The organism is Dysgonomonas sp. GY75, assembly GCF_015234155.1.
Classification (GTDB): domain Bacteria; phylum Bacteroidota; class Bacteroidia; order Bacteroidales; family Dysgonomonadaceae; genus Dysgonomonas; species Dysgonomonas gadei.
Map to the genome: position 1 here is coordinate 470,694 of NZ_JADCLQ010000012.1, position 18,052 is coordinate 488,745.

Sequence of the window (18,052 nt, forward strand, 5' to 3'; positions counted from 1 at the left end):
GGGTTAGAACAAATCACAGGCAATTAAATTTCGGTCAATAAGATAACCGCGCTTTCGTTCAGGCTTTTCACATTCAGGTTTAACCCGGCAGTCATCAGAAAATCACCTGTAAAAGTATCATTATTATCCAAAACCGAATCGTATTTCCTGTTCAATTCTCTTATTTTATATTTTTTATGCGGATCTAATCCGCTCATTTTTATATTAAAAGACATCGTACGGTTATGATACTTGAGACTGTAAGCAAACAGCACCGCTTCTTTTTTATCCTTTGCCACATACATATGTGAAGCCCAACCGCTGCCTTCGTATGGCGAAACAAGCCTGTAAAGGTCGCCAAGCTGAACAATAGGACGGATCAGTTTGTAGTTTTTGATAGCCTCTTTGGTAAAATCTATTTCATCGCCTTTAATATCTTTCGGCTGCATTTCCATTCCCAATCGTCCTGACATAGCCACATCGAAGCGGAATTTCAGCGGGGTAATGGCTCCCGTCTGATGATTAGGCGCGGTAGATACATGCGAAGCCGTTGCTATGGCTGGAAAAAAGAGATTGGAACCATATTGTATAAAAATTCTGTCCAGTGGACTGGTATTGTCGCTCGCCCAATATTCGTCGTGAAACTTCAATGCCCCAAAGTCGAGACGGCCACCACCTGACGAGCAAAGCTGTATCATAATGTCGGGGTGCTTTGCCCTGATACGTTCGTATACACTGTAGAGCCCTTTGGTATAATCTATCCAGAAATGCGTCTGCTTACCGGCTGGGAGGTATTCCGACCCTATATTGTCCACATGGCGGTTGGCATCCCATTTTATATAACTGATATAAGGAGATAAAGCAACAACATCGTCGAATGTTTTTACAATAAAGTCCTGTACCTGCGGATTACTCAGGTCCAGCAACCACTGGTTACGCATGGTCAGTATTTCGCGTTTACCGCTTTTTACAATCCATTCGGGATGTTTTTCGGCCAATTCGCTCTTTGGGTTCACCATTTCGGGCTCTATCCATATACCGAATCTCATCCCTTTGCTGTGAGTATATTCTGCTAAGTAATTGATGCCGCGGGGTAGTTTTTCTTTATTGGTTTGCCAGTCGCCTAGTCCGGCGTTGTCGCCATTACGGGGGTGTTTGTTGCCAAACCAGCCATCGTCAAGTACAAACATCTCAATACCGAACTCGGCGGCCTTGTCTACCATGCCCGTAATCGTATTTTCATCGAAACTGAAATAGGCCCCTTCCCAACTATTCAGCACGATAGGATGAAGCCGGTCGCCGTGTGCCATTGCATATTTGCGTGCCCAATCGTGGTAGTTGCGCGATATTTGACCTTTGCCTGAATCGCTGTATGTAAGTACCATTTCGGGGGTAGAGAACACCTGATTAGGAGCAAGGCTGTATTCGGAAAGGAATGGATTCATTCCTCCCAACACATTCAATATGCCCGCTTCGTCCAACTCAAACGACAGGGCGTAATTGCCCGACCAGGCAAGGCTTCCGGCATATACCTCTCCTGCGTCTTCGGTGGCAGGGCTATTGACCGAAAGCAGGAAAGAGGGGTTTTCGGACTGGGTGGTCTTAACCCCCTTCTTCGATTCTATCTTTTTGATTCCCGGCAGAAGCTGTTCTTCCGCCATTTGCATTTCAGTTGCCCATGTGCCGTGGAAATGGGTCAGGTAGTAACTCCGCTTCTGCAGGGGCAAATAAGCCGAGTAGAAGCGCCCTAGTTGTATATCCTTCTTTCCGTCGTTGATTACGGATACGAATTGACAGATAACATTTTCTTTTTTGTAAGCTTTCAGATGTATGTTTATTATTACGGGGTATAGCTTATCTTTCAACTCAATGACTGTCTCCGTTACATTGCTGTCGATGTTCTTACTGCTGTGCTTCGAGTATACGAGGTCGGTGGTCAGCAGCCCGTCAGCATGGGTGATCTGTAAGGCGGGTTCAGTATAATAGCGTCCACCATAAGCCGGATAGATCTCGGATGCAAATTCATCCGGAGTGTCGGGACGGTTGGCGTAGTGACGGCCTGTGAAACCAGAATAATCGTCCAGCTTCCTGCCGAAATAATGGTAGATAACTTTTCCCTTATCTGAAACGGTGAAAACCATGTTGAGGTGATTAGTGACTACAGTGATTACATCTGTGGGATTTTCCTTTGACAAAGCGAAGAGTGTACTCATTAGGAAAAATACTCCTGTCCAAAATATCTTACTCATTTTATTCTTCTTTTTTTGATATTGAGTTTATCTTGACTTCGTTTAACGCTCTGTCGAACCATACGTTAGTCCGGGCCAATCATCGGTACGGAACGGGGATGATGGCAATCCTGCCCCGTTGTACAGATTACAATCCGGATTGCTGGCCCAGCCATAGCGGACTGCTATGGGAAAAACGACTGCGGATGAACTGACGATTACGTCACCGCTTTCTATCCGGGCGTCAGCCCAATGAAATTTGTGGTCGGCTCCGGCAATAGCAAATCCTTTAAGCTTTCCTCCATCTTTTGCATTCAACCCACCGGAAGTATGACCGAAAGAGAGCCGTATCCTGTTCCCTTCTATTTTATACGATTGGAAAACCGGCCCCGAATATTCGATGTTTTCCCCGTATGTCTTGCCACGGGCTATTAATGCCAGGCGTCCGCCTACGTCCTGTTTGTTCTTCGGGTGAATGTCGTAGGCATCGCCTATGTCTATCAATACGGCCATGCCGGTATTGGTAAGGTGCAAGGCTCCCGCTTGGGCTTCCCGCAGTTCTGCCCACTGGTTCTCTCCGGGTTGTTCTTCCATACTTCTGAAATTGGCTAACTGGGCGAAATAGAAAGGGAAATCATAGCCCCATCTCGTACGCCAGTCGTTTATCATCAAGGGGAACAGCTCCCTATACTGATAGCCTCTCCTCTCGTTATTCTCCCCCTGATACCAGATAACGCCTTTTATGGCATAAGGCACAAAAGGATTTACCATGCCATTAAAAAGGCTGGTAGGGTTGGCCGGGTCGTCTTTAAAAAGGCGGGGCGAAGATGGGGTATCTTTCATTGACAAGGCTACTTTATATTTCCAGTCGCCCGTCAGGCTTATTTTATCTTGTTGATTTGGTAAAGAGACGAACATCTCTTCGGCATTCCCCTGAAAGCCGCCGTCGCCACCGGTATCGGTCACCCGTACGGTTATCACGGCTTTGCCGGCTTTTACCAACTTCGCCGGAATGGCGTATTGTCTTCTTTTATTCACGCCCTCGGTACGGCCTGCTTCTACTCCGTTGAAATAAGTTATTTCATCGTCATCAATACCGCCAAGGCTCAATAACAGTTCTTTTCCTTTCCACGAAGCAGGGATGTTTATCTCGCGGCGGAACCATACATAACCGTCGAAGTTTGGCAATTCGCCCTTCTCCCACAATCCGGGAAGGTTCATCGCCTTCCAGTCTTTATCGTTGTATGAAACAGAGGCTGCGGAGGCAATATTGTTTTCATAGCCAAAATCTAATTCCATTATCTTTGCTTCCAGTTCCTTGCGGTTGGCTTGGAATATGGCTTGTACCTCACTTTCACTATGGGGCATCTCCTTTACCTCTGCCACAACGGACTGAAATGCAGGCATCATTTCCAAAGATGAGGCGCTAGTCCAAGCTTCGGCAAATGTACCGCCCCACGACGAATTGATAAGTCCTATCGGAACGTTGAGTTTCTCAAACAGATCACGTCCGAAAAAGTAAGCCGTCGCTGAAAACTCAGCGACCGATTCGGGGGAGCATTCCTGCCAACTGCCTCCGGCAACTTTCATTTCCGATACCGGAAACAGACTCGTCTTCTTTTCGACTTGCAACAGGCGGATTTTCGGGTATTTAGCCGAGGCTATTTCTTTTTCGTAATTCAGTACCTGACCCCATCCGGCAAGGGGCATCTCCATATTCGATTGGCCGGAGCAAAACCACACTTCACCGATAAGAACGTTCTTCAGCTTAACGACAGCCCCGTCGGATGCAGTAACGGATATATCGTAAGGACCTCCGGCTTTCGGGGTTTCGAGGCGTGTGACCCATTTGCCGTACTTGTCTACCGACACCTTGTATTTCTTTGTATTCCATGATGTTATGATATTTACTTCGCCACCCGGAACGGCTATGCCCCATATAGGGGCTTCGGTTTGTTGTTGCAATACCATATTGTCTGAAAAGACAGCCGGCATGGAAAGTTGTGCTAACAGGGATATACTACCACCCGAAAGCGCAAATAATGAGACGAATATTCTTAAAAGTATACTTTTCATGATTGACTTTTTATTGTTTATATATCTTACTTAAGCAGTAGTGTAACGCCTTTTTCTGCTTTAATATCCTTTTTCTTCATAAAGAGGCATTCTACCTGGACAGGTGCATTTCCCAAATTATAGATATTTTGTTCTATCTTCACTTTGGTACAGCCTTCGAACCGGAACGGCAGGTCGTTCGGATTGTTTATCCTGTCTTTCAGCACAGGTATTGCTATTGCCCTTTCTATCCTGTTTTTGCCGAAGTAAATACCTTCGGTGCTTCTGGCTTTTACCAGCAAGTTGTTACTGAATACTTTGAATATATTATCCTCTATCCTCACGTTGCGGTGTACCCACTGATTATTCACTCGTTCATGGTTCTCAGGCTCTACGGCTATTACATAGCTATTGGAGTTGTAGGCACAGCCTTCGAAGATGTTGTTGCGGATCAGTACGTCATTCACCGCCCCAGATTCGTACCAGCTGTTGGCATCGGCGGCAATCTGTATGGCATACATGCCCGTACGGTAGAAATAATTATTCTCTACGACCACTTTCTTTGGCGTAGTAATCAGCACACCACGGGTATTGGTCATGCCGAAACGGCAACCGGATATGTGCAATGACGGCGTCCAGGTTACGTTTTCGAGGCAGTCACCTTTACTGATACCTTGGGGTAGCGGTTTGGAGAGTTTCAATTGTACTTCCCTGTCTGATATTCGCTTAACACTTTTTACTGTGGCAAAACCTTTTTTCAACAGTGTTTTCGATTCGATGAAAGCGACCGTATCGTTTTCAAAAAAGGCCTGCATGCCATAGGTTTGCCCGTGCTGAAAACGCATGGTAAGCAGGCCGGTTGCGTCCACTTCGTTTATCTTCAGGTAAGTGCCATGCACATTTATCGGGTCATCGTGTAATCCTTTCATATTGCAGTTGCTAATCTCAATATGTCCCTTGCAGCCCGAAAAGTGCATGCCATCGGCAAAAGCGGCAATGGTACGCCCTCTTGATGGCATAATATTCGCTTTGTTATACGTCAGATTTTCTGAAAATTGCGATATAATTCCCAAACCATGCATATAATGCAGGGTGATATTTTCCAGTATGATATTTTCCGAGATGTTTACAAACACACCTACGTGATCTCTGATATGGTCGCGGGTAGTAACAGTATGCCCCTCGATGTAGTTGGTGTGGCTGAAATCGTTTTCAATTCTGACCTTAAAAGGCGCTATTTCCGTTACCTGTCCATTTCGTATAGGGTCAAAGGATGAGTAAAAATTGGTACCTTCTATCGTGTCAGTGAGTATGCTGAAAAAATTATTGTTCATTCCCCAACCTTCGCCATAGAAATGCAGCTTCCCGCCGATGATGGTATATTTGGAATCGGGGTGGATGGACGCAATCATATAACCGGGGTACAGCTTATCTATAGTAACTTCCGACATGGAAGGACGTTCGAAATCTACCGACAAATTCTGTATTTTCATGTTTTTGCAATTAGAAAAAGCCCATGTTATCATTTTGCCATGAAAGATAAATTGCGAGCCATTGCCTTCTACCGTCACACCTTCCATGTTCTCGAACAATAAACCGATGCGCTTGATTTTCGAAGCGCAGTCGGATTCACTGGATGTATTGGAAATGAAATATTCCCTTTCTTCTGCCTTGTCCGGCCAAAAGTCGTAACGTCCTTTTGGGAAGACCAAAACCGTTCCGGGTGTCTCTTTACATTTTTCTATGGCTTTGCGCACAGCTGAGACAGCATCTTCAAACGTATTTGGTTTTAAATCAAAATCGGTAACTTTTACGACCTGAGCCATAAGGAATACAGGCAGGCAAAGCAGAGAAAAGAACATCAGCAGTTGCTTCATTTTTATTATCTTTTTATCAGTCTTATATTTATTGCACCATCAATTGATAGCTCTTTTGTGGTTCAGTATTAAAGGTCGTAATATAATAGCTTTCTCCGTCTTTCTCCGATGTTATATTTGTACCTGTAACAGTCACTTTCGTCTTTGTACGTATCTTGCAAACGCCTCCTTTTCCGGCTTTTATTATCGCACCGGCCAACTGCCCGTTTCTCCAGTTCATATCAACTTCGAATGCTCCTCTGGCTCTTAATCCTTTCACCTCACCGCTTTTCCACACATCGGGTAAGGCCGGAAGCAGATGCAGTTCACCCAGGTGGCTTTGCAATAACATTTCCGAAATACATGCCGTAGCGCCGAAATTTCCATCTATCTGAAAAGGAGGATGAGCATCGAACAGGTTTTCGTACACCCCGCCTTTATCCATATAATCCATACCGGTATCGCTAGTCAGTGCCAATGCGCTTCTGAGCAGTTTGTGGGCGCGGTTACCATCCAGCAGGCGTGCCCAGAAAGCGACCTTCCACACCCGGCTCCAGCCTGTTCCGCTATCGCCTCTGGCATCCAGTGTTTTCCGTGCTGCATCGGCATATTTTTTATTCAGGATAGGGGAAATATCCTTCCCCGGGTATAATGCCATTAAATGGGAAACATGGCGATGCTTATCATTTTGGTCGTCCTCGGTGTACTTCCATTCCCTGAGTTGCCCCCAGCTACCTATATTTAGGCCGTTATCAAGCTTGAAAAGCTTCGTTTCCAGTTCCTTTACAAATGCCTCATCTGTTTTCAGGATTTTACCGGCCTGAGCCGTATTGGAAAACAAGTCCCTGATTATCTGCTGTGCATGCGCCACCCCGTTTTCCCACGGGCCATGTTCCGGAGACCATTCGTTGAACGCAATCAGTTGTCCGTTATCGTCCATAAACAACCTGTCGAGCCAGAACTCACAGGCCGATTTCATTACCGGATAAGCTATATTCCTCAGATAATCTTCCTGTGGGTCAAACGTATATTTATCCCACAGGTGCATGCAATACCAGCCATTCGCAGGACGGTTCCAACTCCAATCGGAGTATCCGAATATATTATTCTGGGTCTTCATCGCCCATCCGCGGCAGCCCAGTTCTTTGGCCATATCCCTCCACGACTTTTGCACAAAAGCCTCATTGTACACATAATTGGTAAAGGGAGTATGGCATTCTGCCAGATTCGTTACTTCTGCGAGCCAATAATTCATTTGTATATTGATATTGGAGTGGATATCTGAGCCCCAGGGCGGATCGTTACTATTATTCCACAATCCCTGTAAGTTTGAAGGCAGGTCAAACCCTTTCCGGGAAGAAGAGATGGCAAGATAACGCCCATACTGGAAGAAGAGCACATCCAATGCCGGATTATAATCTCCCTGAAGATATTTGGTTAATAGCTCATCGGTCGGTATTGCCGGTTTCGCATTTCCGATATTCAGGGACACACGGTCGAACAATGAATGATAATCCTGCAAATGTTCCTTTTTTAATTGCTGGAAGCCGGATGTAATGGCATTAGCCTTTGCTGCCGCCAATTCCTGCCGCCAATCTGTCCGGGTTAAATAATCGGGGGTCGCAGGGTCGTAATCAGTACCCGCAACGAGCAATATCGTAGCCGAATTGGCCGCCTCTACATTTATGGAAGAGCCGTCTGTTGAAATTTTACCCCCGTTATTTAATACGGTCAACGATGCTTTGTAAGACAGCAGGGTCAGCTTACCTGAAATATCAAGTGTATTTTCCTCTGCTTTTGTCTGTTCGCCATGCGCACCATCCATTTTTATATTGAAAGAAATTTTACCTTTTTTGTCGGCTGCAAGATGCATTACAATAACCTTACCCGGATGGCTGGCAAAATATTCCCTTGTATAGGCAACTCCATCCGATTTGTAATTGACATGGGCTATGGCATCCCCGATATTCAGGTCGCGGACGTAATCAGTATATCCGGACTGCCCCCGGAACTGAATGTATATATTCCCAAAATTCTGATAGCCGCCCCTATCCGTCGTACTTCCTGTCCACAGCGATTTGTCGTTGAACTGTATATGCTCCCGCTCTACTCCTCCGAATATCATGGCGCCTATACGTCCGTTACCTATTGGAAGCGCCGAGGTCATCCAGTTGGCAGCCGGTTGTTTATACCACAGCACCAAACCCTCGGGGGCGACTTTCGCAGCTTTCGCCTGTTCCGGCATCAATACGAAAACAATGCAGGAAAGTAATAGTAAAATTCTTCTCATTATCTTTTAATTATTTTAAAATATATACTTTACATTGATACGGCAACAGGTTTATTCCCTTTTCCACAGGCTGATTGTCTATTTTAAGGTTTTTATGTTCCCATACATCCCTGATATTCTTTTTAGATGTCAGGTAGGGTTCAGTTTCTTTGTTTAAAGGTATTTTCATATTACTGTCCGTTGTATTCAGGAAGGCAACAGCTTTCCGGCCATTCGTCAACTCCTTTTCCCATATTTGGAAAGTCTCGTTCTTTATTTTTCGTACTCCTTGTTTTCCCAGCGCATCCTGATTGATCGCTATGATTTCCGGATTGGTTAACGTTGTCAATGTAACCGGATCCATATGACGGACATCATTCCCACTCAGCAAAGGAGCCGCCATCATTGCCCAAAGGCTCATATGGCTACGGTACTGCTCAGGAGTACAACCAACCACATCCTCTTCTCCGGTATTCATCGTCCGGCTTGTACCCGATATGCCGACAATCAGCATATCCGGGTCGTTCCACCCACCAGTACCTGCATATTGACTCAATCGTTCATTCAGGTCGAGAATATTCATTACACCATTTTCCATGTAAGAATAATTTTCTACCTGCCACCGATCCCTGATGTCGAAAGTTGTCCGCCAGTAATGACCTCCGGCCTCTCTGGCCCATAGCCAGGGTTCGCGTCCGCCCCATTCGCAGATACTGAAAATAATGGATCGTTTTGTCGCCCGTAAGGCTTTTCCCATAGCGGTATATCGTTCTATTGCCGTTTGCTTGTCGTCGGGAGCATTGCAGTAATCGTATTTCAGGAGGTCGATTCCCCATTCGGCAAAGTCGGCGGCATCTGTTTCTTCATATCCGAAACTGCCGCATACCCCGCCACATGTCCTGTCGGCGGCGTCGGAATAAATTCCCAGTTTGAAACCCCTCTTATGCAGATAATCGGCAACATATTTTATGCCGTTCGGAAATTTTTCCCGGTCTATCTGTATATGTCCGTCTTCGCCTCTTTCGGCCAGCTGCCAAAAGTCATCAATATTGATATAGGTATATCCCACGTCGCGCATACCATTTTTTATCATGGCTTCCGCTGTTTCTATAATGAGCGATTCATTCAGGCTACGCCCGAAAGTATTCCAGCTATTCCATCCCATAGGAGGAGTAAGCGCCAACCTGTCCCCAATGGATATGGTCAGTTCTTTTGCAACGGAACCTAGCTGGTTTTTAGCTTTCACCTTCACTTTGTAATCACCTGCCTTTTGCACGGTACCCGAAATTATCCCGGTTTCGGCATCAAAGGTCAGACCCGGTGGCAATCTTTCCACCGAGCAATCGACAGTACGTTCTCCCGATACCGGCACATAGTATAGAAAGGGAGAGGATGGGTAGTTGCCAATTACCCGGGGGGTGTTGATTTGCGGCTTCCCTTTGTGAATACCGTCATATCCGCCGCTTTCCTGAGCTGATGCTCCGCCGGAAAGTACCGAACATACCAAAATTATTATAAAAACAGCTTTACTCATTAGTTATACTTTTAAAATTTTATTTAGTGTTGAATTTCATTATCTGGTTATTGCCTTTATTGTGTTGGCTGGTAATACAACAATATTCTGCCGTTGGTTCCTGAATATTATCATTTCATGGTTTGTTTCAGAATTGATTTTCTTAATTGCTTCAAACAGGTCATTCAGACTGTTTACTGGCTCGTCTCCCAGTTTTAAAATAACATCATTAGCCCTGAGGAAATCCCTTAAAGGACTATCAAACGAAACACTTGTTACAACATATACTCCACTTTCCGAATCCATGCCTGTCGCAGAACGCTCCCCTAATGTTTCCAGATTTTTGATATGCCAACCTTGCCATTCTACAATTTCTGTTTCGGCATGACCTAGTTTGGTAACCGGCAAAGACATCGGAGGTGTTTGAGCCAGACTTTTCAAATGGGGTGAAACAACACCGAATCGGTCTGTATCGAAATTTTGAAACCCTAACCGGAAAAGATTTTCCGAGTCATTACTTATCCTATAATTTCCTTTTCCGGTGTCTTGGAAATCCACATAACAAACTATCGAATTTTTGTCTGTATTATTTCTACGGGCAGATTTATAAGATAAGCTATCTGTGAATATATTATAGTCCGTTTCAGTTCCCCAGTAGTGTATCCCTATAGGTTGGTAAGGGCTCATTACTATATTCCGGACAAATATATCTCCGCTGTTTTTAAACCATACATGCGGATGAAAGGTATTATTTATCAATATATTATTTTCTACTACACGATAAAATCCTTCCCGCAGTTTAATACCCCCATTCAGACACAAATTATTGTATATATGGTAATTGGAAGAGCCGTCGTCTAAATCAATGTCCCACCCACGATCGCAGCGAAAGCGGTTATTCCTTATGATAGTGGTGGCAAAAGCATCGGCTAAGATCAATGAAGGCTCACGGGAAACAATAGAGTCCATAACCCCACGATCCGGATGCCAGAAACGGTCGCGTCCCCACGAATTAAAAGACCCATGGTCTCCGGTTTCTTTTACAGTATTGAAAACATCATTGTATTCAATAATATGTCCTCCCCATGTTCCTTCGCTAATATTGATCCCGGCACGGGGAGTATCATATATGCTATTGTGGCTTATTGTCACTGAACGGCACATCGAAAGCTCAACCCCTGAGATTTGCTTCTCATACAGCCCAATATCATGTATAAGATTATCGTAAACCGTACAATGTGCAGGGTAGTCATTGCTTTTGGGCCCCTGTTCCCGTTCTATCTGCGCCAAAGGGACAAACCGGTTGTATTCGAAACTAGGTGAACGCACTGCTTCCGGATTCCCAACAAAACAGATTGCACTTGCCCCTATACGGGTAAAGTGGGAACCGGATATGGTTGAATTCCTGTTATAATCAGAAAAGAAAACGGCATTTCCACCTAAATTATGTAAATAACATTCCTGCAAATTACAGTTTTCTGTACCTTCAAATAAAATGGCGCCGCCTCTATAGATAGTCCAGTCTGAACGCAAAAGAGGTTCATATTCTTCCATGAAAGTCCGGGCTGTCAGGGTAAATTCTATTCCTTTTACAGTGATATTCTTTACCGGATCCTGCTCTGTCCCCCTGAATTCGATGAGGTGCTTCAATTGCGGAACTTCAAATTTGAGATCATTTATGTCTTCGTCAGGCAGCGGATAGTAATATAATATGGATTCTGAAGAATCGTAAAACCATTCTCCGGGGGAGTCCAGCTCTTCAAAAATATTTTCTACCATCCGGTTCCCGTGATGCAAACCGGATTGACGATTGTTTTGCCAGCCGCCTTCCAATAGTAAATCCCCGTTCTGGTCTTTTCCCGTAATCCGGTAATGGAAATCACCCCAATCGCTCACATGCATAGCATGCAGATAACCTCCGGCCGGATTTTTCCACGATTTAACACGTTCTGCGGAGGTTGCATCGGCAGAAGTACCATTGAAACGGATTGCTTTAGGATCAAAGTCGGGATAGCGCGCCATATGACGGATGTTCCCTCCGGCTATAAGCATGTCTATCGGGATGGCGGGCTTTATAGCTGTTTTCATAATCGCTCCCCGATATGGATGCCAGTCCGGCGACAGTACTACTCCACCGGATATTACGGCCTTTTCGCCGGGATAAGAACATAAGGTTACATGTGTGTTATCCTTGCAGTCTTCCTGAGTAAATATTAATGGCTTATCCAGCCTGTACTCTCCTTCGCGTAAATATATCGCAATTTCACCTTTTGCTTCATGGGCTCTATCTTTTGCTTTTTCAATACTCAGAAAAGGTGCATCTATATCGCCATTGTTCTTGTCATTACCATAAGGCGCAACATAATATGCCACCTGAGCTGACGAACAACAGATATTGCCAATCAAAATGAATAAAAGAATCACTGCATTTTTCATCATCCGAAATAAATTATTATTCTTTCCAATTTATTTTAAAAATATACGATTCAGCAATTTCGTTGCCATTAATATTTACATCTCCAACAGCATACAAATATGCAGGTTTTCCATCCATAAACAATATTGCAGGACGTTCTAATTTACCGGATAAATCACGTATAAACCGTTGAGGTATATTTTCCAACGCCTCGTGATCTTCTTCAGTCCCCCAATAATCGAAAATATTGCCCATAGCTATCTTTGCATCAGCCAGTCTGAAATCCAATCCGGATTTTGATTGCCATAAAATAAGGTCTCCATAGATACCGGTATTACCACCTAAATTATCAGTAGTGAGCAAATAATACTTGTTCTTATATTCAAAGGCATGGGCATCTTCTATATATGAGACATTGTCGGTGACAGGAGCATCACACATGGTATACGGGCCTTCCAACTTGTTGGATACGGCATACCCGTATTTTGCGTCCATGTGACCAGGCGTACCGCATTTGTAATAGATATAATATTTTTTCCCTATCTTAAGAAAGGTAGGGTTATCCGCCCCAATAGCAGCATTGTAAGTCCAATGGTTCGGATCGGTAGATGCTTGAACCATAATTCCTCCATTTTCTCCCGCAAAGCGCCAAGGGCCTTCCAGCTTATCGGAAATCATCATACCTACACGTTGTTTCCCGCCTTTGGACGGATTCTGGCATATATACATCAGGATATATTTGCCGTCAACTTCCACTACACGGGGATTATGTGGGCCTGACATGGTTTGCTGATCCGGAAACATTGACGTAGTCATTACTTTGCCCACATAAGTAAACGGGCCTTCAGGCTTATCGCCGACAAAATGAGCTATTTCAGCGTTCCGTCCATACCAACCATCCATTCCTTCCGATGCCGGCCAACGACTGCTGAAAATATGTATTTTCCCATCTTTGCCCTGAATAGGGGAAACACACCAATTATACCAATCCTTCTCCGATATAGCAGGGCCTATAAAATTTGCAGTTAGTGCAAAAGACGTATAGGGTAGTTTACGTTCCTTCCCAGCTGAAGAAGGCAATTCCTGTTTTTGTGCGGCTATTTGGCCTGATAACAAAGCTAAAAATAGCAATTGTATCATAAATTTTTTTCTTGTTACTTTGAGCATAATGATATATATTTACTGTATTCTTAATATTATACTTTAGGTTTTCTTTATCACCCATGCAGAATATCAACTTTCCTCCTTGTTCAATATCTTTGTGAGCAATTATTATATTATTTAAATTCCATATTTGGCTTTTCCCTCATTTCTAGCTCCATTGTTCCTCCAGACGCTATGTCTTCATGTGCAATGTAAGTATATGGATAGTTTTTCCCATTCAGGATAATGGAGTGAATATAGACATTTCCGGGAGAGTTATTGTGCGCTATTATGGTAAATGTTTTTCCTTCGCCAATAGTCATAACTATCCGATCAAACACCGGGCTTGTAATCTCATAGCGTGTATCACCCGGACACAGCGGGTGAATACCGGATGCCGCCAAGACATACCAGGCCGACATCTGTCCTACGTCTTCGTTTCCAACCAAACCCTCTACTTTATTTTGATATGCTTGCTTACAAATAATCCTTGTCCATTTCTGAGTTAACCAGGGTTTTCCTAATCTGTTGAATAAGAATGGAACATGGTGTACCACCTCATTTGCATGATTATAATATTTGTTCCAGAGGAAATGTGACGGAGTATTTTCAAAAAAAGATTCCAAATCCTCAGCTACTTTCTCCTTTCCACCCATCAGAGCAATCATTCCGTCAACATCGTGCGGGACAAACCAGCCCTGCTGGTAAGGGTTTGACTCTACGCAGCCATACCATTCGGTCAGCCTTCCTTCTTCTGGCCAGGCTTCCCATTCTCCGTTTTGTTTTTTCGGGCGAAACCACTTTTTATCAGACGAGTCGAAAATATTTTTATAATAGGTTGCCCGTTTGGCGTATTCCGCATAATCTTTTTGTTTACCCAGTTTTTTTGCCATTTGTGCGACACACCAGTCAGAATAAGCATATTCCAATGTTTCTGATATAGAATAGCCCTTTTCTGCGGGTGTGTATCCCGGATTACCATTTCCAAATTGGTTGGCAGTTTTCAGAATGATATCATATACTTTATCTACATCGTAATTCCTTATATTTTTCACATAGGCATCCACAATCACAGGTATGGCCGGATTACCAACCATACAACCGCTGTATGCATTGAAAAACTCCCATCTGTCCAAGTATCCTGTTCCACTTTCCTGAGCTAATGAAATAAATGAATTGATCTGGTCGTTAATCAACTGTTTGTTTATAATTGTTTGCAAAGGATATTGACTCCTGAAAACATCCCAACCGCTAAAAATTGTCCGTTTGGAATATCCGGATGCACGATGAGGCTTATGGTCTGCCCCCGGATATTGCCCGTCTACGTCCGACATTACGCGAGGATCTATCATTGTATGGTATAATGCTGTGTAAAAGCATATTTTTTCATCTTCCGTGCCACCTTCCACTCGTATTTTCGACAACCCCTTGTTCCATAAATTAATTGCTTCATTACGAATCTGGTCGAAGGTTTTGTTTTTCAATTCAGCATCAAAATTCTTTTTAGCACCATCCATGCAAGTAAACGATATTCCGACTTTCAATGTTGCTTGTTCATCTTCTGTAGTTGGAAACTCAGCAAAAAAGCCAATATGTTTTCCTCCTATTCTATCGAGGTTTCTGATAATTTTTGATTGTGCGATAATAGCCTGATAACTGTCGCTCTGCACCTCGTAAAGTTTACGTTGTTGATTATCAGGTATGTCTGCGCTCCAGAAGCCGTGATTTATCATGTCCTTGCTGAATCGGGCATAAAAATAAACAGTGTAATCCGGATTGCCTCCTCCGTTTCCCCAACCACCTCCTTCCGGGTTACACTTCATCCAACCCTTAATTGTGTTGTCATCAATTATTTCTATGTATTGGTAAACGGATGTACCGCCCACGCGTCTGGCGAGATCTATTTGTATGCGCGATTTATCGCTCTTTGGATATGTAAATCTTAATATACCACCATGAGGTGATGCTGAGCTTTCTACTTTGATTCCATATTTAGTCAGAAATGCCGAGTAATATCCAGCTGAAGCCACTTCGGTCTTTTTGTCGTATTCCGACCGGTAGCCATTTGAAACGGGATCACTTTCTTTTCCGGCAATGACATTGAGTGGTCCCGTTGTAGGCATCACTAAGAAATTTCCTAAATCACCATACCAGCCGATACCGCTCATCTGGGTAAAAGCAAATCCTTCGATTGTCTTATGCTCATAGCTGTAACCGGAACCGTTATCCCCTCCTGTTATGGTATTGGGGCTCACCTGAACCATTCCAAATGGCGTTGTGGCACCGGGAAAGGTCTTACCCAAGCCATCAACTCCATCGGGATGTGTGTATGCCCCGATAAAAGGGTTGACATAATCAGCAGGGGACTGAGCTTGTACGAAACCGTTCAGTCCAAACAAGAAGCTGAGAAGAGATAGGATACAACGGACGGGAATTTTTAACATAACAGTAATAATTGGAGTTTATATTTAGCACAAATTAGCTTATGTTATTCCTGGTGTCGCATATAGCACTTTAGATCAGAGTTGTACATATCAATAATATAAACTATTTAATGCTGCGTACCTGATTTAAATACTTATCAAAATCTATCCTCAATAACCACATTATTATGTCAATCATTCAATATGATTATTGAGGATAAATAACCAGTCATTTATAATTACGGATTTGCAGGTAAAGAAAGCGTAGCTTTCTCTGTATAAAATTTATCGATAGCTGTTGAATCCGGTAAATATACGGTATTCCAGTACAATATTCCATTCGGTTTATAGCCATCGATAGAGGTACTTTGATCTTTAATAGGTACATAAAGCTGCCTGAATCCGCCATCGTTATCAAGCTCATACTCCAAATTGCATCCCTGTACTTCATCATTGTTCATATCCTTCCACTGAATCATGCCTGATTCTATCTTGTCTATTGGACGATTTACAAGCATGTTCTGATATACATCGCCGTAAGAATAGCCGCCTATCTCGACCTTGATGGAGGAGTGGTTGTGAGAATCCTTCGTTACAATGGTGAAATCATATTGTCCTTCGACTAAATTTTCCAGCATGAATTGGTACACTTCATTAAAATCGCCGCGCACAACGTCAAATTCCTTTGATCCTTTTTCTCCAAACGGGTTGTTCCAACTGATAGCGCATTTCACCTGTGTTGTACCATAAGGCATCATTCCTTCAATTTGTATCCGGTTGTACCCCGAAAATATACGGATGGAATCAAGTTTTCCGACATAGATGGTTTCGCCTTCGTCCAGATAAGGCTTGATGTCATCCATCATTCCGCTACATGAGGAAAATAGGATTGTAAACATTATTACGATGAATTGGTATATTCGTTTCATATCTGTTCATTTTTAATATTGTTCTTTATTAATATGTTAATCTTCCACTTCCTGTCCGTAGAACCAAATTTGAGCAAAATGGATGGCCTTGTTGCCAGTGAAAGTAGACAGGGCCTTAAAACGAATATAACGTACAGGAGGGGCATCGAGCGGAAACTCAAAATCCTCGCCACGGGTGGAATATTCTATGTCTTCCTGCGAAATCTGTCCTACTGGAAGCCCCGATGGTTTGAAACTTTCGCTGCGGCAAAGCAATACCCATCCATCCCAACTGCCGTCGAGAGGAGGAGTATCGGCATGTCCCCATAGCTCCCATTCTTTCGGATTATTGTGTTGATACAAAAAATCGTCCTGCAACCGCTGCCAATAAGTATAATGGCTTAGCTTGGCCTTTACGCCCATGTCGAATGTAAACCACACAGGGAAATTTTCGAAGTTATTGCTGTGACACATATTGAACCCGTTGTAAGCAATATTTCCGTTCCATATCTGACTCATAGTGAAACCCCATTCGTTCACACTGGTGTCGGTAGGCAGGTAAAATTCACGGAATTTGCTGCGGTCGAGTTGTTTTTCGAAATATGGGGTAACGACTGTGGAATATTCCCCTGAGGTATTGCCCCACGGATCACGCACAGATACGCGAAATTCACGTTCTTCGGGATCGAATCCCCGAACAGCAAATTGTATACTGCCGCGACGAGTGTATTCCGTATGCACAGAATACCATTCTCCAATGCTGTCTTGTGTCAGTACATCGACCACAATATCTCCACGACCTGCGTTCTCCAGTTTTATGGCGACTCCGCCAAAAGTAGCAGAAGCATCAATCGTTTTAAAGGCTTCCGAATAGGAAGGTTGGCCGGGTATGACTTCATAAGTCGAAGATTTCCCCTCATTTTCGAACCTGTCTACAGCCGAGAGTGTGATTTTTTTCGGATCGACATTACCGAACCCCTGAATTGTAAGCCCATTACCATAGACAGAAGCTCTTGCCTCCATTTCCTTACCGGTATCGAGCATATATTTGGCTTTTATGTAGAAAAGGTCAACATCTTCCGGAGCTTTGTATTTAATAGATATACCACCCGGAATAGCTTCATATGACAATAAAGTTACTTCACCCGGAGCAATGCCGTCGTTAGGCCCGTATGGCTGCATCAGATTATCCTCGCCACAGCTGATAAACATAAAGGCGATGAATAGTGCTGACAGTATGATTGATTTTTTCATAATATTTT

The 18,052-nt window shown here is 43.7% G+C and carries 10 protein-coding genes; all 10 read right to left on the reverse strand.

Annotated elements, in window-relative coordinates; translation table 11 throughout:
• Positions 1–23: 23 nt before the first annotated feature.
• Positions 24–2,228 carry an alpha-galactosidase gene (locus IR083_RS07370; protein WP_194223789.1) on the reverse strand — a complete coding sequence of 735 codons (2,205 nt, stop codon included), beginning with the start codon at positions 2,226–2,228 and terminating at the stop codon, positions 24–26.
• 42 nt (positions 2,229–2,270) lie between these two features.
• The gene (locus IR083_RS07375) at positions 2,271–4,283 is read right to left on the reverse strand and encodes a sialate O-acetylesterase (RefSeq protein WP_194223790.1); all 2,013 of its coding nucleotides are present in this window, start codon (positions 4,281–4,283) and stop codon (positions 2,271–2,273) included.
• A gap of 26 nt (positions 4,284–4,309) precedes the next feature.
• Positions 4,310–6,139 carry a right-handed parallel beta-helix repeat-containing protein gene (locus IR083_RS07380; protein ID WP_194223791.1) on the reverse strand — a complete coding sequence of 610 codons (1,830 nt, stop codon included), beginning with the start codon at positions 6,137–6,139 and terminating at the stop codon, positions 4,310–4,312.
• Between the two features lie 28 nt (positions 6,140–6,167).
• Positions 6,168–8,408: a glycosyl hydrolase family 95 catalytic domain-containing protein gene (locus IR083_RS07385; protein ID WP_194223792.1), complete on the reverse strand. Its 2,241-nt coding sequence runs from the start codon at positions 8,406–8,408 to the stop codon at positions 6,168–6,170.
• A gap of 10 nt (positions 8,409–8,418) precedes the next feature.
• A complete protein-coding gene (locus tag IR083_RS07390) occupies positions 8,419–9,921 on the reverse strand; it encodes a putative Ig domain-containing protein (protein ID WP_194223793.1) in 1,503 nt (500 codons plus the stop codon).
• Between the two features lie 39 nt (positions 9,922–9,960).
• Positions 9,961–12,336, reverse strand: a complete 2,376-nt coding sequence (locus IR083_RS07395; protein ID WP_194224024.1) for a right-handed parallel beta-helix repeat-containing protein — start codon at positions 12,334–12,336, stop codon at positions 9,961–9,963.
• A 16-nt stretch (positions 12,337–12,352) separates the two neighbouring features.
• A complete protein-coding gene (locus tag IR083_RS07400) occupies positions 12,353–13,456 on the reverse strand; it encodes a glycoside hydrolase family protein (RefSeq protein ID WP_194223794.1) in 1,104 nt (367 codons plus the stop codon).
• Positions 13,457–13,593: 137 nt separating this feature from the next.
• Positions 13,594–15,915 carry a GH92 family glycosyl hydrolase gene (locus IR083_RS07405; protein WP_410492859.1) on the reverse strand — a complete coding sequence of 774 codons (2,322 nt, stop codon included), beginning with the start codon at positions 15,913–15,915 and terminating at the stop codon, positions 13,594–13,596.
• 206 nt (positions 15,916–16,121) lie between these two features.
• Complete coding sequence (locus IR083_RS07410) at positions 16,122–16,811, reverse strand: DUF4998 domain-containing protein (protein WP_194223796.1); 690 nt, start codon at positions 16,809–16,811, stop codon at positions 16,122–16,124.
• Between the two features lie 36 nt (positions 16,812–16,847).
• Entirely contained in the window at positions 16,848–18,044 is a 1,197-nt protein-coding gene (locus tag IR083_RS07415) for a DUF5000 domain-containing lipoprotein (protein ID WP_242052379.1), read from the reverse strand.
• Positions 18,045–18,052: the final 8 nt, after the last annotated feature.

Coding starts and splice junctions, on each gene's coding strand:
- IR083_RS07395 (WP_194224024.1), bottom strand. CDS start 12,336: ATGAAAAATGCAGTGATTCTTTTATTCATTTTGATTGGCAATATCTGT.
- IR083_RS07415 (WP_242052379.1), bottom strand. CDS start 18,044: ATGAAAAAATCAATCATACTGTCAGCACTATTCATCGCCTTTATGTTT.
- IR083_RS07380 (WP_194223791.1), bottom strand. CDS start 6,139: ATGAAGCAACTGCTGATGTTCTTTTCTCTGCTTTGCCTGCCTGTATTC.
- IR083_RS07390 (WP_194223793.1), bottom strand. CDS start 9,921: ATGAGTAAAGCTGTTTTTATAATAATTTTGGTATGTTCGGTACTTTCC.
- IR083_RS07370 (WP_194223789.1), bottom strand. CDS start 2,228: ATGAGTAAGATATTTTGGACAGGAGTATTTTTCCTAATGAGTACACTC.
- IR083_RS07400 (WP_194223794.1), bottom strand. CDS start 13,456: ATGATACAATTGCTATTTTTAGCTTTGTTATCAGGCCAAATAGCCGCA.
- IR083_RS07410 (WP_194223796.1), bottom strand. CDS start 16,811: ATGAAACGAATATACCAATTCATCGTAATAATGTTTACAATCCTATTT.
- IR083_RS07375 (WP_194223790.1), bottom strand. CDS start 4,283: ATGAAAAGTATACTTTTAAGAATATTCGTCTCATTATTTGCGCTTTCG.
- IR083_RS07385 (WP_194223792.1), bottom strand. CDS start 8,408: ATGAGAAGAATTTTACTATTACTTTCCTGCATTGTTTTCGTATTGATG.